Source organism: Campylobacter sp. 2457A (assembly GCF_020135895.1).
Classification (GTDB): Bacteria; Campylobacterota; Campylobacteria; order Campylobacterales; family Campylobacteraceae; genus Campylobacter_D; species Campylobacter_D taeniopygiae.
Genome location: NZ_JACHTO010000006.1, coordinates 24,165 through 44,134, shown reverse-complemented (window position 1 = coordinate 44,134; position 19,970 = coordinate 24,165). Strand labels below are relative to the sequence as shown.

Here is a 19,970-nt window from a genome sequence, read left to right as displayed (position 1 = left end):
TTTACCTTTCAATAATTACTATTTTAAAACAACACTAGGAATAATACCTTGTAAGAAGAAAGCGATAAAACAAGTCCAAATTCCCACTAAAATAATAAAAGCTATAGAATATTTAAGAGTAAATTTGAAAAGTTCAGATTCTCTTCCTACTAGTCCAACGGCTGCACAAGCAACTGCTATACTTTGAGGACTGATCATTTTTCCAACAACTCCACCTACAGAATTTGCTGCTAAAAATAAAACTTCATTAACTCCAAGCTTTTGAGCGGTTGCTTGTTGTAAAGTTCCAAAAAGTAAATTAGCACTTGTATCAGATCCAGTTAAAAATACTCCTATCCAACCTATAGCAGGAGAGAAGAAAGAGAATATATCGCCTGTGTGTGCAAATGCAAGACCCAAAGTCGCACTCATACCGCTATTTTTAGAAATAAAAGCAAAAGCCACTACAAGACCTATAGTAAGACAAGGAATAGCCATTTCTTTTAAAGTTGCTCCAAAACACTCAGCGGCATCGCTTGCTTTGATTTTTAAAATAAAAATAGTCAAAAACGCTGCAAACAAAATAGCAGTTCCTGCTTGAGCTACAGTTTTTCCATTGATAAAATCTATGCCCAAATTTAAGCTAACTGGCTTAAGAACACTTGCATCCACAATAGAAGGACTAAGTATTCCTTGAGTGATATTGTTAAATGCAATAGTGATGCTAGTAAAGGCAAAAATTCCATCTTTTCCAAAAAGATTTTTAAACCAAGGTTGAGTCCAAAAAATTATACAAACTATAAGCAAGATAAATGGAGCCCAAGCTTTCAATACTGAAGAAAGACTAAGATTATCATTGGTTTGAAAATTAGTTTCTCCATCAACGCGGTAAATATTTTTTATTTTCCAAAATTTTAAAAATAAAGTTGTAATAGCCAAAGAAGCAACAGCAGAAATAATGCTCGGAAGTTCTGCGCCTAAATAGTTAGAACTAAGATATTGAGTAAGGGTAAAGCTTGCTGCTGCAACAAAAACTGCAGGAAAAGTTTCTTTAACGCCTTTGAAACCATTCATTAAAAATACAACAAAAAAAGGCACAATAAAACTAAGAGGAATAAGCATTCTACCTATCATAGCTGAAACAGATTGACTTTCAATTTTAACCAAATCACACATTGCAATAACAGGAATTCCAACTGCTCCAAAAGCTACAGGTGCGGTATTTGCAATCAAACAAAGCCCTGCTGCTTGCAATGGCTTAAAACCAAGTCCAACCAAAAGAGCTGCGGTAATAGCAATTGGTCCACCAAATCCTATCGCACCTTCCAAAAATGATCCAAAACAAAAACCGATCAAAATCACTTGCATTCTATGATCTGGAGTGATACTCATAACGCTTTTTTTGATAACTTCAAAAGAACCTGATTTAATCGAAAGTTTGTAAAGAAAAATCGCTGCAATGATAATCCAAGCGATAGGCCACATACCATTAATAAAGCCTTGAATAAAACTTGCTCCAACTAAATTCCAAGGCATTTTATATGCAAATAAAGCCACCAAAGATGCTGTAATAACGGTTAAAAATCCAGCTTGAAAACCCTTAAGTTTAAAAAAAACCAGACAAGCTAAAAAACAAAGAATCGGTAAAAATGCTATTAAAGCACTTAGCCAAATATTATTCATTGGGTCATAAATTTGTTGCCACATTAGATATTTTCTCCTTAAATTTTTTGACATCTTTGGCCATTGTATCAAATTTTTAAAAAATAGATTTTAAGAAATGAAATAGGGTGTTAAAGTTTATGAGTTCTTTAAAATTTTGTGTATTTTTGTAACATATTGATTTTTTTATTTTTAATAAAATATAAACATAATGAAATAATTTTTATATTTAAAAATATTTTTTAATCTTTTATATTATTGTAGTTATCAGTATTGCTTTTTATTAAATATAAAATTTAAATTTAAATTAATTTTTTATTTTTTATCAAAAAACTAAATTAATTTAAAAATAAACCGATATAGCTAATGAATCTTTTAAAAATATTGCAATCTAAAAAGCTGATTAAATTCAGCTTTTTAGAAAAATTATTTCAAATCCCAATTTATAATATCTTTTCCTAAGCTTTTTAAAATTTCATTGACTTTTGAAAAATGTTTACATCCTAAAAAGCCTGTTCTAGCTAATGGACTAGGGTGAGCAGCTTCTAATATAAAATGTTTTTTTGTATCAATAAGATTTTTTTTAGATTTTGCAAAATTCCCCCAAAGTATAAAAATAAGTCCTGTTTTTTCTATACTGAGTTTAGATATGATAGCATCGCTAAATTCTTGCCAACCCCAAGTGCTATGACTCGCAGGTTTTCCAGCTTCAACACTAAGAATAGAATTTAAAAGCAAAACCCCTTGTTTTGCCCAAAAACTCAAATCCCCATCTTTTACAGGTTGAATTTTTAAATCATTATAAAGCTCTTTATAGATATTAGCTAGGCTTGGGGGAATTTTAATCCCTTTGGGAACTGAAAAACTAAGTCCCATTGCTTGACCTTCTTGATGGTAAGGATCTTGCCCCAAAATGATCACTTTTAAATCTTTTAAAGGAGTAAGATTGAAGGCATTAAAAGTTAAATTTGCTGGCGGATAGATCGTTTTTTTATTTTCTAAGGCGTGAATGTATTTTTTTTTAATTTCTAAAAAATAAGGTTTTAAAAATTCTTCTTTTAAAAAATTTTTCCAATCCTCGTTTATTTTAATATTTTCTAGATTAATAGCTATTTTTTCCATTTTATGATAATCCAAAGTTTTATATTGAAGAAATTATAACAAATTTATTTATAGATATATTTTTAATCTTTTTATTTAGTTTTACTTGAATAAATGTTAATAATATTAACTAAATATTAACTAAAACAAGAATATACTTATCTATGTAGATTTTTAGTGTTTACATTAAAAATACAAACTATACGAAAGGTTTATAATGGGAACAAGAAAAGAACACGATTTTATAGGGGAATTAGAAATTCCTGATGACGTGTATTATGGAGTGCAAACTTATAGAGCTTTAGAAAATTTTAAAATGAGTGGTAGGGTTTTAAAAGAATATCCATTTTTTGTAAAAGCTTTTGCGCAAGTTAAAAAAGCAGCAGCATTAGCTAATAAAGATTTAGGAATGGTTCCAGCCGATAGAGCTGATTATATAGTTAAAGCTTGTGATAGAATTATAAATGGTGAATTTTTGGATCAATTTGTAGTGGATATGGTTCAAGGTGGTGCTGGAACAAGCACAAATATGAATGCTAATGAAGTGATTACTAATGTCGCCCTTGAAATGATGGGACATAAAAAAGGGGAATATCAATACCTTCATCCAAATGACAATACAAATTTTGGCCAATCAACTAATGATGCTTATCCAAGTTCTATTAAAGTTGCAGTTCATGCTAAAATGGGTGATTTGCTTAAGGCTATGGAAGTATTAAAAAATGAATTAGAAATTAAAGCAAAAGAATGGAAAGATATATTAAAAATCGGTAGAACAGAGCTTGAAGATGCTGTTCCTACAACCTTAGGAAATACTTTTAATGCTTTTGCAAGCTATTTAAAAAGCGATATAGAAAAAATTACCAAAGCAAGAGAATCAATGACTTATTTAAATTTAGGAGCAACAGCGATCGGCACAGGAATTTGTTGTCATCCTGATTATAAAGATTTAGTTGAAAAATATTTAAGTGATATAACAGGTTCCACTTTTAGACCAGCAGAAGATTTTATAGCGGCGACTCAAGATACAGCTGATTTTGTCCATGTAAGCGGAGCTTTAAAAACTGCTGCGGTTAGACTTTCTAAAATTGCTAATGATATAAGATTAATGAATTCAGGCCCAAGATGTGGTTTAGGCGAAGTTAATTTACCTCAAATGCAACCAGGTAGTTCTATCATGCCAGGTAAAGTCAATCCAGTTATTCCAGAAGTAGTTGGAGAAGCTTGTTATGAGGTTATAGGAAATGATGTAACTATAGCACTTTGTTCAGAAAGAGGAGAATTTGAGCTTAATGCATTTGAGCCAGGAATTGCTTATGCTTTATTTAATTCTTTAGTTCTTTTAGAAAATGCAATGCTAACTTTAGCTAACAAAGCAATTAAGCATTTAACAGCTAATCCAGAAAAATGTAAAGAAACTATGTTAAATTCTGTTTGTTTGGTTACTGCTTTAAATCCTTATATAGGATATGAAAATTCAGCATCAGTTGCAAAAGAAGCTTTACAAACTGGAAAAAGCGTTGCTGACATAGTTTTAGAAAGAGGCTTATTAACCAAAGAAAAACTAGATGAATATTTAACTCCTGAAAATATGCTAAATCCACGTATTGAAAAATAAAAGGTTTTACTATGAGTGTGGAGTTGATTTTACAAATAGTTGTCTTTTTGGGTTCTATTTTTATAGGAATTCGTCTAGGAGGTATAGCTATAGGCTATGCAGGAGGTATAGGGGTTGTTATTTTAGGACTTGCTTTAGGCATGAAATCAGGTAGTATTCCTTGGGATGTTATTTTAATTATTGCTGCAGCTATTGCAGCAATTTCTGCGATGCAACAAGCCGGTGGTCTTGATTATATGGTAAGATTAACCGAGAGATTTTTAAGAAAGCATCCAAAATTCATTAATTATTTAGCTCCAATTTGCGGATGGTTCTTAACTCTTTTAGCAGGAACAGGTAATGCTGTATTTTCTTTAATGCCTGTAGTTGTTGATGTTGCAAAATCTCAAAATATCAAACCTTCGGTTCCGCTTTCTTTAATGGTGGTTGCTTCTCAAATAGGTATCACCGCATCTCCTGTGAGTGCTGCTGTTGTTTATATGAGTGGAGTTTTGGAGCAATTTGGGTGGAATTATCCAACACTATTAGGAATTTGGATCAGCACAACTTTTATCGCTTGTATTTTAACAGCGTTTATAGTTAGTATCATTACTCCTTTAGATCTTAGTAAAAGTAAAATTTATCAAGAGCGTTTAAAAGCAGGACTTGTAAAAGATGCTAATGAAGTTTTACAAGCACAAGATAAACCAGGTGCTAAACTTTCAGTTGCGATTTTTTTAACAACGGTTTTATGCGTGGTTTTATACGCAACAGCAATTTCTAGCAATATTAGATGGATAGATCCTGTTGTTATTCCAAGAGATTCGGCTATTATGAGCTTTTTATTAACAGCAGCTGCTTTGATTACTTGGTTTTGCAAAGTAGATCCAGCAAAAATTTTGGATACAAGTGTTTTTAAAAGTGGTATGACAGCTTGTGTTTGTGTTTTTGGTGTTGCTTGGCTTGGAAATACTTTTGTTTCGGGTCACGAGAAAGAAATTGAAACTTTAGCCAGCGATTGGGTAGAACAAATTCCAGCAACACTTGCGGTTGCATTTTTCTTTGCTAGTATGCTTTTATATTCTCAAGCATCTACTGCTAAAGCTATTGTTCCAGTGGTAATTACTTCTTTGGGTATTACTGCTGCAAATCCGAATGATTCTTATATGTTAGTGGCTTGTTTTGCTGCAGTTTCTGCACTTTTTGTTTTGCCAACTTATCCTACCTTATTGGGTGCTGTACAAATGGATGATACAGGAACAACAAGAATAGGTAAATTTATCTTTAATCACTCTTTCTTTATACCAGGTGTTTTAGCCATTGCTATTTCAGTAGCCTTAGGCTTTGTTGCAGCTGGCTTTTTAAAGTAATCAATAATAGCCTTAGGCTATTATTGATTTTTTGATATAGTTTAGAATAATTTTTATTTTTTTGGATTATTTTAAATGTATCGAATAATATTATTTTTTATTATATTTATTTTGAGTGCTTGCTCAACTTATCAAGATCAAAATTTATTTTATCAAAAAGAATTATTTTCTAAAAAATGCGATCAGGATTTTTTTAAAAAACAATTACAAGCGATCAATCAAGATGATGATACTATTTTTAAAGGCTTAAATACAGCGTATATTGCTAGAGATTGCAAGGATTTTAATTTAAGCAATGCTATTTTTGATCAAGTAGAAAATTCTTATAAATATGATGTTGATTTGCAAAATATTGCTCACAAGAGTGTAAATTTTATTAGTTCTACATTGATAAACGATGGTGTTAATGATTATCAAGGTGCTTGGTATGAACGAACTATGGTCAATGTTTATAAGGGTTTAAATTTCATGAGTTTGAAAGATTTTTCAAATGCTAGAGTGGAATTTAATCGCGCTTTAGCAAGGCAAAACATAGCTAAAGAATATTTTGCCACTCAAATTCAGCAGATGCGAAAAAAAGCTGAAAAAGAAGAGAATTTCAAGCAAAATATAGATCAAAATCTCAAAATCATTGCAAATCAATACAATAATCTTTTTAAAGAATTTCATGCACAAAAAAACTATACAAATGCTTATGTAACTTATATTTCTTCAGTATTTTTTTTCATGGATCATGATTATCAAAAAGCTTCTGATTTGCTTAAAGAGGTTTATGCAGCATACAATAACGATAAAGAAATACAAAAAGAATTTGAGCTTTTTGATCAATACTCTAAGGCTTTAAACCCGCAAAAATTAAAAAAACATATTTTCATCATTTATGAAAATGGTTTAAGCCCTGCATTGGATGAATTTTCACTTACTTTGCCTTTTATTTTTGATCAGCATATTGTAACAGCAAGTGTAGCTTTGCCTACCTTAAAAAAGAGAGAAGAATCCTTTGCTTATTTAAATGTTTTTGATGGTAAAAATTTAAACCAAACTGCGAGAATTTTCGATTTTGATGAGGTGGTTGCTAGCGAATTTAAAGAAGAATTGAATGCTAAAATTATGAAATCTTTAATGTCAAGTCTTTTTAAAACAGGTTTAAACATGGCTGTAGCAAAAAATGATCAAAGTGGAATTTTGACTTTTGCAACGGATATTTTTACTGCGGCAACAACAAGAAGTGATTTGAGAATTTGGAATTTTTTACCTAAAAATATTCAAATTTTAATGATCGTTAATGATGGCTTTATTAAAATTCAAGATGAAAACAATAATGCGATATATTCTAATTCTTTAGATCAAAATAAAGACATATTGATTTTAATTCGATCTTTTAACCCAATAATTCCAAGTGAAATTTACAAAATTGAAAATTAAACAAAGTATAATAGATTAAAAAAGGAAATTAAGATGAGAAATTTATTTTTAGTGGCTTGTTATGCTTTTTTAGCTTTTTTTCTTGCAGCTTGTGGAGCACCTGTTTATACTGATGGTTATGCGAGTCAAAAAAAACAAGGGGATGCTTTAACTTTAGGGCTTGATAGAGAAGATTTTGAAAAAACAGCACAAGAAATGATTGAAAGCATGTTGAAAGATCCCGCTTTTGCTAATATTTCACAAGGCCAAAGAAAAGTGATAGCTATTGGAAAAATCATTAATGATACCCCTCAAAGAATCGATACAGACAAACTTATAAGCAAAATAACTATTGCACTTAGAAAATCAGGCAAATTTGTCCTTACTACAGCCGTTGCAGCAGGGGGTGCTAGAGATGGGATGAGTGAAGCCGTAAGAGAACTACGGGATAATGAAGAATTTAACCAAAATACTATTTCTAAAAAAGGAACTTTAGTAGCCCCTGATTTTTCATTAAGCGGAAAAATTCGTCAAGATACTGTTAAGCTTAGAAATGGCGATATACAAGCGGAGTATTTTTTTCATTTAACACTTACAGATTTAAATTCAGGACTTGCTTATTGGGAAGATGAAAAAACAATCGATAAAACAGGAACAAGTAAATCGGTGACTTGGTAAAATGAAATATTTTTTTATTTTAATAGCTTTTTTGTCTTTGCTTTGGGCTGAAAATCAAAATATTATAAAAGCTCAAAATGAAAAAAATGTGATTATTTATGATTATTCTCCTGCTCAAGATATCAATTTTAGCAATATTCAAAGCCTAAAAACACTTCCGCATCAAAGATCTAAATTTCAAAAAATTATGCAAGGTGTTGGGACAGGTCAAACAAGAGAAGATGCTTTAAATAACGCCTTAATTGATGCCTTATCTAAGCTTAAAGGTATTTCAAAGTTTAATTTAAGACAAGAAATTAAAAGTATTGATGTTAAATTTTCAGCCTTAGGGCAAATTGTTCAAAATTCAAAAGATACGCTTCAAAATGTAAGTAATGGGCGTATTGATAGTTATGAGATCACTTCTGCTGAAAATAATGGCACAAATTGGAAGGTTAAAATCTTAGCTTATAAATATCTTTACCAAAATGATCAAAAACCAAAATTAATACTTTTTGATAAAAATTATGGAAAATCGGGAGAAAATTTAACTCAAGCTTTAAATGATATTTTTTCTAACGATGCTTATTTTACTCTTTTGGAAAGAAAAAATGATTTTAAAAGCGAAGATAAACTTATCGAAAGTGCTCAAGGTTCTAGTGATGAAAGCTCTAAGCTAGGGAATGTTTTAGGTACGGATTATATTTTAGAGTATAAAATTTTAGATACATCTAAACAAAATAGCTATATTACTTATCAAAATGATAAAAAATTAAAGATAAATATCTCTTTCAAACTTATATTTTATCCCACAAGAGAGATAGTATTGTCAAAAACTCTAAGTACGAATTTAATACTTACTTATGATGCTCAAAAAGAACAAAAATTTTGGGAAAATACTGCTTTAATGATGCAAAAATATATACAAAATTCTCTTTTTAACGCTAATGCATCAGAGGAAAATAAGCAAGACAAAGGCAAAGATTCTACCTATAAGCTTCATGAAGGTGGTGGGGTTGATCTTGGATTTTAGTTTCGCTTTGATTTTTTAATTTGCAAACTTTTAAATTCATTAAATATTAAAGAAAAATTTTATAAAATTAAAGTTTTTCTAAACCATTAAAGCTTTTAAATCCTAATTGGTGCTTTATGGTACTTACCAAATTATAAGGAAAAGCAATGTATGCTATTATGAAACACAGCGGAAAGCAGTATAAAGTTAGCGTTAATGATGAGTTAAAGCTAGATCACTTTGAAGCTGAAAGCAAAGCTATTATCGAAGTGAATGAAGTACTTGCAATTTGCGATAAAGATATTAAGGTAGGTGCGCCTTTCGTAGCAGGTGCAAAAGTTGTTTTAGAAGTGATCAATCACGGAAAAGATAGGAAAGTTGTAATTTATAAAAAAAGACGCAGAAAAGATTCTAAACTTAAACGAGGTTTTAGAAGACAATTTACTCGCGTTATAGTTAAAGATATTAAAGCTTAAGGAGTAAAGAATGGCACACAAGAAAGGTCAAGGTTCAACTCAAAATAATCGCGATTCTATTGGTCGTCGTTTAGGTGTTAAAAAATTTGGTGGCGAATTTGTTAGAGCTGGAAATATCATCATTCGCCAAAGAGGAACTGCAACACATGCAGGTAATAATGTAGGTATGGGAAAAGATCATACTATCTTTGCTTTAATTGATGGTTTTGTTAAATTTGAAAGAAAAGATAAAGATAGAAAAAAAGTTTCTGTTTATCCTGCTTAATTTCTAGGCTTCTGCCTAGAAAAATCTTAAATTTTTATCCAAAATTTAAAAACTTAGATATTTTTTTAACAAGTTAATTTTAAAGATTATAAATTTTAAAAAGTACTTAAAATCAAATTTTTACTATAAAATCTTTAGTTTAATATCAATATTTAATCTAAAATATCAATTTTTGACGATGTTAAAATTTTTAATTATAGTAGTTTTTATATAAAATAAGCTAATGAGAGTTTTGAGCTATTGTAAAAATTATTTTGAATTTTATTTTCTTTTGATATACTTCTTTTTAAATTTTTTTAAGGTTTTTTATGTTTATAGATAGCGTTAAGATTACTTTAGCTTCAGGCGATGGAGGCAAAGGTGCTGTAAGTTTTCGTCGTGAAAAGCACGTTCCATTGGGTGGTCCTGATGGTGGCGATGGCGGAAATGGCGGAGATATTATTTTTATATGTGATAACAATACTCATACCCTTGTTAATTTTAAAGGAAAAAAGGAACTTCGTGCGCAAAATGGTGCAGCGGGTATGGGGCGTAATAAAAATGGAAAAAAAGGTGAAAATTTAGAACTCATTGTTCCAGAGGGCACTCAAGTTATTGATGCACAAAGCAATGAAATTTTACTTGATTTAACCAAAGAAGGGCAAAGAGAAGTATTTTTAAAAGGTGGCAAAGGAGGGCTTGGAAATACTCATTTTAAACACGCAACCAATCAACGTCCCGACTATGCACAACCTGGTATAAAAGGAGAGAGTCGTTTAGTAAGACTTGAGCTTAAATTGATCGCTGATGTGGGACTTGTGGGCTTTCCAAACGTGGGAAAATCGACTCTTATTAGTGTGGTTTCAAACGCAAAACCTGAAATTGCGAATTATGAATTTACCACATTGACGCCAAAACTTGGTCTTGTTGATGTGGATGAGTATAATTCTTTTGTGATGGCAGATATTCCTGGTATTATCGAGGGTGCAAGTGGAGGTAAAGGTTTAGGACTTGCTTTTTTAAAGCATATAGAAAGAACATCTTTTTTACTTTTTGTATTGGATCCTTTAAGAGAAATGTCTTTAAAAGAGCAATTTATAGTGCTAAGAAATGAGCTCGAAAAATTTTCCAAAGAGCTCTTTAAGCATGAATTTGGTATTATGATTTCAAAAAGTGATAGTGTGAATTTAGGTGTTGATTTTGCAGAAGCGATTGCAGAGAATATAGTAAATTTAAAAGATTATTTAAAAAGTATAGAAGATCCGCAAAGTTTTTTAATCGAGGTTTCAAGTCTTGAAAAAACAGGGCTTAAGGAGCTTAAATTTATGCTTTTAGAAGAGATTAAAAAGTTAAGGGAAAAACATGGAAAAAGATGAAAAACTGAAAAAACTTAAAAAGCAACGTTTAGCAGGCATATTGTTTTTAGTTGTAGCTTTGGTGCATTTTATCGGGGCATTTTTTATATTATTACTCGGAAAAGAGTCAAGACTTATTTGGAGTGGGATTTGTTGGTTGGTTATTGGAGTTATTTTTACTGCTTATAGCCAATATCGATTAAGTCAATTAAATAAAAAAAATTAATTTTGCACAAAAAGATTTACTTTGTTTAAAAGTGAAATTTGATATATTGTTAATTCAGGTTGCATAGTTAAAATAATGAAATTTAGGGAGTAGAAAATGAAAAAAGTAATTTCAGCTTTTGTTGTAGTTGCAAGTGCTTGTATTTTACAAGCTAAAAATTTAGAAATTTATGAAAGTCCTACTTGCATGTGTTGTGATTATTGGACGGCTTATATGAAGAAAAAAGGCTATAGTGTAAATGTGCATAAAACAGATGATTTTCTAAAAATTAAAGATCAATATGGCATCAAAAATGAATATCAAAGCTGCCATACAGGGATTATTGAAGGCTATGTCGTTGAAGGACATGTTCCTGAAAGCGCTGTAGCTTGGCTCCTTAAAAATAAACCAAAAGACGTTATAGGAATTTCAGCCCCTGGAATGCCACAAGGAAGCCCTGGAATGGAACAAGGCTACAATGAAAAATATCCCGTCATTTTAATGAAAAAAGATGGAAGTTATGAAATTTACGGCTATTTTTTAGGAGATCAAAAGCTTTAATTATTTAAAAGGATAAGATTAATTTTTTATCCTTTTAATTTCATTTTCAAGTATATGATAAGGTGTCAATCCTATAAATTTTTTATTCATTTTTCCTGACTCAAAAAAACTAATTACAGGGACTCCATAAATACCGCCTATGGAATCTGAAAGATATTTGGCTGCATTTTTTTCATAGAATAAAGTTAATTGAGTTAAGCCTTTTTCTTTTGCCCAATTTTTTGCATCATCTAAATTTTTTGCATCTCCTAAAATCACAAAAACATTAAAATTATAATTTTGGATTAATTGTTGTAAGATTTTGATTTGTTCTTTGCATACTCCGCAATCTTTGGTAAAAAACACCAAAGCAAAATTTTCATCCTTTTGATTAAGCTTTAATATTTTCTCAAAACCATTGTAGGAAAAATTATAATTTTTATGATCTAAGCTTTTAAAATTTTCTCCATCGCTGCAAGCTATAAAAAATAAAGCTGTGATTAAAGCAATGAAATGAGCTTGGACTTTAAATTTTCCCAAGGTGTTTCTCCTAAAATTCTATCTTTTATAATTCCATTTTTAATGATTATAGTTGTTGGCGTTGCAAATATGGCATATCTATCTTGCGTTATTTTAAGATCATCTTTTAAAATTTTAACCTTTTTAAAATCAAATTTTTTTGCTAAAGATTGTATAGTTTGTATATCATTGGCTGAATTGATCGCATAAACGCTAATTTTATCTGGATAATTTTGCGCAAATTCATCTAGATAAGGCAGTTCCTTTAAGCAAGAAGAACAACCATTTTGAAAAAAAACTAATACTTTTAAAGAATTTTTATCATCATTTAGTTTAATTTTATCTCCTAAAAGATTTTTAGCTGAAATTTCTGTAGCCACTTCTCCTATTTTTGTGCTTTTTTTATGATTTTCAAAAGAACATGCATTGAGTAAAAATAGTGCAATAAAAATACATAAAAATTTCATTTTAAAACCCCATGATGTAAGCATATGGTTCTATCAGCGAATTTAGCTAAATCTGGATTGTGCGTGATTAAAACAATAGTTTTTCCTTCATTTTTGAGTTTTTTTAGGGTTTGAAGAACGATTTCTTCATTAGCTTCATCTAAATTTCCTGTGGGTTCATCCGCAAGTAAAATTTCAGGATTATTGATTAAAGATCTTGCGATACAAACTCTTTGTTGCTCCCCTCCGCTTAGTTGATTAGGAAGGTGATTTAAACGATGTGAAAGACCAACTTTTTCAAGCATCATTTTTGCATCTTCTTCATCAATGCAAGAGTGATAATATTGAGAAAGCATCACATTTTCTAAAGCATTTAGATAAGGGATAAGATGAAATTGCTGAAATATAAGTCCTATTTTCTCTCTGCGTAATTGTATTTTTTGCTCTTCTTGAATTTGTTCTAAATTTTGTCCATCTAAGATATATTGACCACTGCTTGGGGTGTCCATTAGAGATAAAATATTTAAAAGTGTGGATTTACCACTTCCTGATGGCCCCATAATGGCAAGCCATTCTCCTTGATAAACATTTAAATTAATATTATTTAAAGCCTTAACTTTGCCAAAATTTTTGCTAAGATTTGTTATTTTTATTAATTCTTTCATTTTAATCACCTTTCAAATTATCACAAATATTAATTTTTAAAGCCTTTTTTATAGGTAAAAAAGTGGCAAAAAAAGCAAAAGCCAAAGAAATAATGATAGATATTAATACTGCTTTAAATCTAAAGTCAATGCTGGAATTAAAAATTAAATAACCAAAAATATTGGCTAAAAATATTCCACAAAATGCCCCTATAATGCTTGCTATTAAGCACACAATAAAACACTCACTTGCAAAAAGTTTAAAAATTTCTCTCTTTTTAGCTCCTAAAGCTAAACGCAAAGCAATTTCTTTTTTTCTAGAAAATATGATAGAGCTTAGCGTGGTATTAACACTGGTTGTGACTATGATTAAAACAATAATGACGATTAAAAACATTAAGGTTTTTATTTTTTTAAGAACCAAATTTTCACTTAAAGATACCGATGATATAGGTTTAGCGTTAATAGTATGATCGCTGATAGCTCGAGTTTTATTCCAAACGCTTTGAAAATCACCATCAACTATAGCATTAGCATAATTAATACCTTGTGTATCGCTTAAATTTTGAATCACATTTAAAGACGCTAAGGCTATACCATCGAATTCATCATTGCTTGAAAATATAGCTTTTATGGTTAATTTAACACTTTTTCCATTATTTGGATTATAAATTTGCAGCTCATTTCCTACTTTAAGGTCTAATTGTTTGGCTAGATTAATACCTAAAAAAACAGAATTATCGTTAAAATCTCTTAAAGAAAAACTCCCATCTTTTATCTCTAAAAAAGGTTTAGTCAGTCTTAAGGCTTTAAAATCTGTTCCCAAAACAACCGCACTTGTACTACCTAAATTTAAAAATTCATATAAAAATGGAGTTAAAGCCCTAGCTTTTAATTTCTGTTTGATTTCCTCATATTTAGCGTTAGAGATAAAATTTTCATCCATATTTTTAGAGCTTATAATCACATTTGCCCCGTAAGCTTTGAGTTCTTTAGAAAGTTTTGTATCTATGTCAAAATAGATATTTAAAAATGCTGAACAAGTTAAGGCACCTATGAAAATGGATAAAATGATGATAAAAAGTCTTTGATAAGAAAAACTAAGACTTTTAAAAAGTTCATTTAGAAAAAATCTATTTTCCATAAAGCACCTCTACTGGAGAAAGATTAGAAATATTTCTTATAGGGATTAAGCAGCCAATTATAGCTATTAAGCCAGCAAAAATAAGACTCAAAGGTAAAGCGATAAAAGCAATATTGATAAAATAACCAAAAATATTAAGACTGATGATTTCTGAAACTCCTATGCCAAATACAAATCCAAAAATTGCAGCAATAAAAGCTACAATTAAATTTTCGCTTGAAAAGATCAAATAAATTTGAAAAGTATTAGCTCCAAGGACTTTTAAAAGGCCTATTTCTTTTTTTCTGCGATGAATTTCTGAATTCATAAGGCTTGAAATAGCTATGCTTGAAATAATAATGCAAATAATGCAGGTGATTGACATTAAAGATTGAATTTTTTTAACGATTAAATTTTGAGCATCGCTTATAGCATTTAGCACTTTTACATCAGATCCTGGAAGTCCATCTTTGATTTGACTAGCAATAGAACCTACATAAGCAGAACAATACCATTTATCGTATTCAACTTGATCGAGTTTTTCTTCTCCTAAGCGGCGTACTTTTTCAGAAAGTGAGGATTCAGGTATAGTAAAAGCTCTAACTTCAGCGCTTGAATAAAGCCCTTGTTTATTAAGTAATTCTTGAGCAAGATGTAAAGGAGCGATGATTTTATTTGACATTTTAGGATTTGTATGCAATAAAATTCCTACAATCTTAACTTCTTTTGAAATATTATTTTCTCCAAGGAGTGTTATATTTTGTCCTATTTTTAGTTTGGAATTTTTAGCCAAATCTTCACCGAGCATGATTTCATTGCTATCATCTTTTGCCCAACTTCCTTCTACTTTAAGATAAGGATAAAGGGTTTGAATTCCTGTTACAAAATCATCATCGTCTTTTATTTTAATTGCTTTACTAAAATAAGTCCCATACAATAGAGTTTTTATAGCCTTATCATCATTTTTAACAGTGATTTTACCATCTAAAAATGGGGCTAGGGCAGTGATGTTATTACGCCAATAAATATCTTTAATCATATATAAATTTTTCTCTTCAAGATAGTTTTTATTTTTTAAGGGTTCATAAATTTCATTGCCTATTTCAATGTTTAAGTTAGAACCTTTAGGTAAAACCAGTATATTTGATCCATAACTTTTTAATTGTTCTGTGACTTCATTGCCTATACTTAAAGTAATATTTAGCATGATGCAAAGCAAAAGAGTGGCTAAAAAACAAGTAAGAAAGGCTAAGAATTTTTGAATTTTATTTTTAAAAATAGAACTAAGGATTATTTTAGCTAACATCGCTTCTCCTTTGGATTAAAAACTTAGCTTCTGTATCCCCAATAAATTTTAAAGGATCTTTTTTAAATTCTTCATAGTTTTTTTCATTGATAAAATAATAAGTAATTCCTTTATAACTATAAGAAAAAGGTGCTTTTATGTTAATCAGTTTATCTTTTGAAACAGGATCGCTAACTTGAATTTCTTTGATTTGATTAAAATAATTAGATCCGGCAATGACATCTTTTACATCAATAATAATATTTTTACCATCATAGGTATATTTTAAAGGAATAGGATTGCAACCACCTGATTTACCTACGCTTGGTAGAAAAATACGGACATTACAAGAAATGCAGATTAATTCCCCATCTTTTTTAATATACCCCATATCTCCGCAAATCATACAAGCATCAAAAACAGCAACAGGAGAGTCCCTATCTTCTCTTTTATTGATTAGAAAAAATCTCACAACCTTACCTTCAGCTGTTACATAGGCAAACCTATGAAGTTTATTATCCCTTAAAAGAGCCACATCAAAGATAAATTTGCCCTCAGCGTTAGGTAAAATTTCTTTAGGTTCATCTATAACCAAAGGTTTAGAACTGATCATAAAAAAATACAAAACAATACAAAAACTAACTATACAGCTTATAAAAACGCTTGAAAAATAAGAATTGATTAGATGATTTTTTGCCTTATCTTTGCGATACTTAATATCTAAAATCATATGCTTATTGATATTGTTTTGGCGAATTTTTAAACTTAAAAAAGCAAGAATAAGGATTAAAATGATATAAAGATAAATTTTAAAAGTACCAAAATAATTGCTTTTTCCAACAAAGCTAACCAAAAAAGTTTCAGTATCAATAATTGAATTTCTCATCAAAGTGAGTAAAATATTAGCTAAAGCACGATCCATTTCTACAAAGATAACGATACAAAAGACAACAAAACTTGCTTTTTTATTGATTGTTTTTTGCCATCTTAAAAAGAAAAAGATTAAAATACAAATAATGAAAGCTAAGAATATAAAACCTAAAGATGTAATTGTTTGACTATCCAATAAAGAATTGCTAAATATAGGCAAATCTTGATTGATGTAATAATAATTTAAAGCTATGCAAAAACTTAAAACGGTCGATAAAACTGAGTTTAAAACTTTAACTTTTTCCCAAAAATAAAATATAAAACTTGCAAGTAAAGAAGCTATAAAAATAAAATTGAGATTAAATATCAAATTATCAGTTTTTAAAAATTGTGCGGATATAAAAAGTGCAAAATACCCAAATAAAAACCCTAAAAAAACCGCTATAAAGCTTTTTGTAATGTATTTTTTGTCAGGATTTATAAAAGCTATTAAAATGCTTAAGGGCAAAATATTGGAAATAAAATTGACAAAATATATGCTCATAATCTTTCACTTTTTTATATTGATAAGAGTTATTATTACATAAAAAACTTTAACAAGTGTAAAAAATAAATAAATTTTTGTATAAAGATTTTTAAGATATTAAAATTAATCAAGATTTTATTTTTTAAAGAATAAGAAGTATTTTTAGAAATTCTATTATTAAGAATTTCTAAAAATTTGGGAATTATTTAGGTGTGCCTGTGTATTTAAATTTGTAATCAACTTTAAAAGGTTCAAACCATTTACCTACGCCAGTTTCTTCATCAACATGGCGTCCAAATCCTTGTTTTTCAGGATTTGAAATATAAAAAGTAAGTTCATAATTACCCACTCCAAAACCACCTTTTTTGTCTTTTTCCATAGCGATATTAGCACCATAATGAGGACCATCATCCGCAACCATAGGCATTAAAGTTCCGCGTTTAATGGCTCCAGTATCTGTATTTTTAAGTTCATAAGCTATGGTTAGATAAGGCATCCAAAATCCTTCAGGAAAGCCATTAGGATTATTTTTAGTTGCGTGAATATCTGCTTCTAAGTGAATATCTGCTAAAGATGCTGCAAGATCAATTCCTCTTGGTTCCATTTCGATTGGTTGAAGATAAACAGCGGCTATTTCCATCCCATTTAATTCTTTTGGATCGCCAATTGGCACTTCACCTGCAAAAAGATTGATACTTGCAATCGCTGCTATAGCAACGCTTGATAAAATTTTTTTCATTTTACTCCTTTTTTTGAAATTTGTTTTGTGATTAAAATACCAATAATCAATAAAATTAATACTATAAATTGAGGAATTAAAGTTTCATAGTAAGGATAAATTCCAAGCCATAATATAGGTTCAAAATTCATAGGAACTAAACTAGGAAGGATGATTTTTCCTTCTATAAGCTCTGCTATGCCCTTGCCTGTAAAAACAAATACCATATAAAAGATTATATAAGAGGTGATATAAAAAAATTGCTTAACAGGGATGCGAATAGCTCCTGCTTTTAAAAGAAAATATAAAACAATTAAAATTAAAATTCCAAGTCCAAGTCCCCCAAATATAGCACTTAAATCCGTACTGGTTTTTGCATCAAAAAGCAAAGCTTGATAAAAAAGAACCGTTTCCGCACCTTCTCTATAAACAGCTAGAAAAACGGTAATCCAAAGTGTTTTTGCGCTATTGTTTGAAATAGCATCAATTGCACCTTGCTTGATAAAACTAGCCCATTTTTTATTTTGTGTGTTTGAAAGCAACCAAAATCCAACATAAAATAATAAAAGAACAGCTATAAGCATAGTAATGCCTTCTATAAGTTCTCTACTTTGCCCCGCATTTTCTTTAAAAAGCCAAGAGACAGCAAAAGCTGTAATAAAGCTGAGTATGATTCCGGTAAAAAGTGCGCTATAGGCTATATTGAGGCGATTTTTATTGCCACTTTGAACAAGATAAGATATGATAGCAACAACGATAATTAAAGCTTCTAAACCTTCGCGTATGATAATTCCTAAAGCCCATATAAAAAGAGAATAAGGCGTAGAATCTTGAATTTTATCTATACCTTGTTGGATGAATTTTTCTAATTCATCAAAAGTAGCTTTAAGTTCTTTTTTATCGGCACTATTTTTGATTAATGCAATACTTTGAGAAAATAAACTTTCGATTTTTAATTTCAAATTGCTATCAACGGCACCTATTTTATTTTCCATTCCACTGGCTTCAAAAATATCCAAATAGGTATTTTGTAAATCATTGATAGCTGAAATATTAAAACCATCGTAATTATTTAAAATTTCATTTAAGGCAAGTTTGATATCATCTCCGACTTTAGCGTAATCTTTTCCTTGATTTTCATCGTTAAAACCTTTTAGTCTTAATTTTGAAAGTTCTGAATTTGGAATTTGTAAAAATGTATCAAAAAGCTGTTGTTCTATATCATCTAAACCATCTCTTAATTTTTTTTCATCAAGTTTTCTATCATCAATTTCACGTATCAAGGTTCTTAAAGCTTGTTGGAATTTTTGATCATTTCCGGCTTTGGTAAATTTATTGATTAGAATTTCAACTTTTGTATTACGATAATCATTAAATAAAGCATCATTTAATAAATTTTTACTCTCATCATAATTTCCATTTTTAAAAGCATTTGCAGCAAGGGTAAATTTGGTCGAAATATTATCAAGAATAAATTGCAATCTTGCGTCCATAGAGGCTGCCGCTTGAAGATCGGAATTGATATCATTGGTTTTCAAATTTGATGAATTGGTTTGGATGTTAGAATTATTGTTTGAGCTCGGTTTAACGCCTGTAATTTGGGCAATTAAAGCTTCAGCATCAGCTTCTCTTTTAGCATTGGCTTCTAAACTTGATTTTTCAGCCGCTGCTTTATCATAATTGGTTTGACTGGCCTCTGCTTTTAGCCTATATCCATTTTGTAAAATTGGAGCCACTTCATCTAAGTCATAATAAAGACTTTCAATGAGCGCATTGATTTGATCCAAAGGGGCTTTTTCCTTATACATACGACGTAAATTGATGAATTTACGCTCCATAGTGATAGCTTTTCGACCTATATTTCTACCTATAGGACCTTCCATATTTTCAAAATGTTGAAAATAAGCATCTTCGCTTAATTTTTTTGCTTGTCCATTATCGCCTTTTTTATATACATCCAAACTTTGACTAAGGATATTTTTAATAATATTTGTTTCAGCTATATAATCATCAACCTTAGCAAAAACAGCTGTTGTAGAAAAAAATAAAAAATAAAAAAGCATTATTTTAAAAATTTTCATTGTGATTTGCTCCAAAATCATGTATTTATAAAAATAATATTTATTATCAATATAGAAGTATAATACCAACAATCTTAAATAAGACTAAAAAATAATTTAAATACAAGGTTTTATTGTAAATTTTAAAATATTTAAAAAATTTAGGTATTAATTTTT

General features: G+C 29.7%; 20 protein-coding genes. 10 read left to right on the top strand and 10 right to left on the bottom strand.

Going from position 1 to position 19,970, the window contains the following annotated elements:
- Nucleotides 1-18: 18 nt before the first annotated feature.
- Together H2280_RS03200 and ung are read right to left on the bottom strand one after the other, a co-directional pair.
- On the bottom strand, nucleotides 19-1,686 hold the full coding sequence (locus tag H2280_RS03200) for an L-lactate permease (protein ID WP_337215649.1): 1,668 nt from the start codon (nucleotides 1,684-1,686) through the stop codon (nucleotides 19-21).
- Nucleotides 1,687-2,067: 381 nt separating this feature from the next.
- A complete protein-coding gene (ung, locus tag H2280_RS03195) occupies nucleotides 2,068-2,763 on the bottom strand; it encodes a uracil-DNA glycosylase (RefSeq protein WP_137623149.1) in 696 nt (231 codons plus the stop codon).
- 196 nt (nucleotides 2,764-2,959) lie between these two features.
- Here ung and H2280_RS03190 point away from each other — a divergent pair, with 196 nt between their 5' ends.
- The 10 genes from H2280_RS03190 (at nucleotide 2,960) to H2280_RS03145 (ending at nucleotide 11,623) form a co-directional block, all read left to right on the top strand.
- A complete protein-coding gene (locus H2280_RS03190) occupies nucleotides 2,960-4,360 on the top strand; it encodes an aspartate ammonia-lyase (protein ID WP_337195533.1) in 1,401 nt (466 codons plus the stop codon).
- Nucleotides 4,361-4,371: 11 nt separating this feature from the next.
- Entirely contained in the window at nucleotides 4,372-5,709 is a 1,338-nt protein-coding gene (locus H2280_RS03185; protein WP_337215648.1) for an anaerobic C4-dicarboxylate transporter, read from the top strand.
- A 75-nt stretch (nucleotides 5,710-5,784) separates the two neighbouring features.
- Nucleotides 5,785-7,134, top strand: a complete 1,350-nt coding sequence (locus H2280_RS03180) for a hypothetical protein (RefSeq protein ID WP_337215647.1) — start codon at nucleotides 5,785-5,787, stop codon at nucleotides 7,132-7,134.
- Nucleotides 7,135-7,167: 33 nt separating this feature from the next.
- Complete coding sequence (gene lpoB, locus H2280_RS03175) at nucleotides 7,168-7,791, top strand: penicillin-binding protein activator LpoB (protein ID WP_337215646.1); 624 nt, start codon at nucleotides 7,168-7,170, stop codon at nucleotides 7,789-7,791.
- Between the two features lies 1 nt (nucleotide 7,792).
- Nucleotides 7,793-8,803: a hypothetical protein gene (locus tag H2280_RS03170; protein ID WP_337215645.1), complete on the top strand. Its 1,011-nt coding sequence runs from the start codon at nucleotides 7,793-7,795 to the stop codon at nucleotides 8,801-8,803.
- 146 nt (nucleotides 8,804-8,949) lie between these two features.
- Entirely contained in the window at nucleotides 8,950-9,258 is a 309-nt protein-coding gene (gene rplU / locus H2280_RS03165; protein WP_137623143.1) for a 50S ribosomal protein L21, read from the top strand.
- A 10-nt stretch (nucleotides 9,259-9,268) separates the two neighbouring features.
- Nucleotides 9,269-9,523 carry a 50S ribosomal protein L27 gene (gene rpmA / locus H2280_RS03160; protein WP_002800974.1) on the top strand — a complete coding sequence of 85 codons (255 nt, stop codon included), beginning with the start codon at nucleotides 9,269-9,271 and terminating at the stop codon, nucleotides 9,521-9,523.
- Nucleotides 9,524-9,831: 308 nt separating this feature from the next.
- Nucleotides 9,832-10,878, top strand: a complete 1,047-nt coding sequence (gene obgE / locus H2280_RS03155; protein ID WP_337215644.1) for a GTPase ObgE — start codon at nucleotides 9,832-9,834, stop codon at nucleotides 10,876-10,878.
- A complete protein-coding gene (locus tag H2280_RS03150) occupies nucleotides 10,865-11,083 on the top strand; it encodes a hypothetical protein (protein ID WP_337195538.1) in 219 nt (72 codons plus the stop codon). Before obgE ends, H2280_RS03150 begins: the two co-directional genes overlap by 14 nt.
- Before the next feature lie 96 nt (nucleotides 11,084-11,179).
- Entirely contained in the window at nucleotides 11,180-11,623 is a 444-nt protein-coding gene (locus H2280_RS03145) for a DUF411 domain-containing protein (RefSeq protein WP_337215643.1), read from the top strand.
- A gap of 18 nt (nucleotides 11,624-11,641) precedes the next feature.
- Here H2280_RS03145 and H2280_RS03140 read toward each other — a convergent pair whose 3' ends face one another.
- The 8 genes from H2280_RS03140 to H2280_RS03105 all read right to left on the bottom strand — a co-directional run bounded on the left by H2280_RS03140 (nucleotide 11,642) and on the right by H2280_RS03105 (nucleotide 19,814).
- A complete protein-coding gene (locus tag H2280_RS03140; protein ID WP_337215642.1) occupies nucleotides 11,642-12,142 on the bottom strand; it encodes a TlpA family protein disulfide reductase in 501 nt (166 codons plus the stop codon).
- Complete coding sequence (locus H2280_RS03135; RefSeq protein WP_337215641.1) at nucleotides 12,103-12,588, bottom strand: TlpA family protein disulfide reductase; 486 nt, start codon at nucleotides 12,586-12,588, stop codon at nucleotides 12,103-12,105. Before H2280_RS03135 ends, H2280_RS03140 begins: the two co-directional genes overlap by 40 nt.
- Nucleotides 12,585-13,238, bottom strand: a complete 654-nt coding sequence (locus H2280_RS03130) for an ABC transporter ATP-binding protein (RefSeq protein ID WP_137623191.1) — start codon at nucleotides 13,236-13,238, stop codon at nucleotides 12,585-12,587. The genes H2280_RS03135 and H2280_RS03130 overlap by 4 nt, the downstream gene beginning before the upstream one ends.
- Nucleotides 13,234-14,355, bottom strand: coding sequence for an ABC transporter permease (locus tag H2280_RS03125; protein ID WP_337215640.1), 1,122 nt, complete (start codon nucleotides 14,353-14,355; stop codon nucleotides 13,234-13,236). Before H2280_RS03125 ends, H2280_RS03130 begins: the two co-directional genes overlap by 5 nt.
- Nucleotides 14,345-15,640, bottom strand: coding sequence for an ABC transporter permease (locus H2280_RS03120; RefSeq protein WP_137623136.1), 1,296 nt, complete (start codon nucleotides 15,638-15,640; stop codon nucleotides 14,345-14,347). The genes H2280_RS03125 and H2280_RS03120 overlap by 11 nt, the downstream gene beginning before the upstream one ends.
- On the bottom strand, nucleotides 15,630-17,033 hold the full coding sequence (locus tag H2280_RS03115) for a Fe-S-containing protein (RefSeq protein ID WP_337215639.1): 1,404 nt from the start codon (nucleotides 17,031-17,033) through the stop codon (nucleotides 15,630-15,632). Before H2280_RS03115 ends, H2280_RS03120 begins: the two co-directional genes overlap by 11 nt.
- Before the next feature lie 184 nt (nucleotides 17,034-17,217).
- A complete protein-coding gene (locus H2280_RS03110) occupies nucleotides 17,218-17,754 on the bottom strand; it encodes an iron transporter (RefSeq protein WP_137620299.1) in 537 nt (178 codons plus the stop codon).
- Complete coding sequence (locus tag H2280_RS03105; RefSeq protein ID WP_337215638.1) at nucleotides 17,751-19,814, bottom strand: FTR1 family iron permease; 2,064 nt, start codon at nucleotides 19,812-19,814, stop codon at nucleotides 17,751-17,753. Before H2280_RS03105 ends, H2280_RS03110 begins: the two co-directional genes overlap by 4 nt.
- Nucleotides 19,815-19,970: the final 156 nt, after the last annotated feature.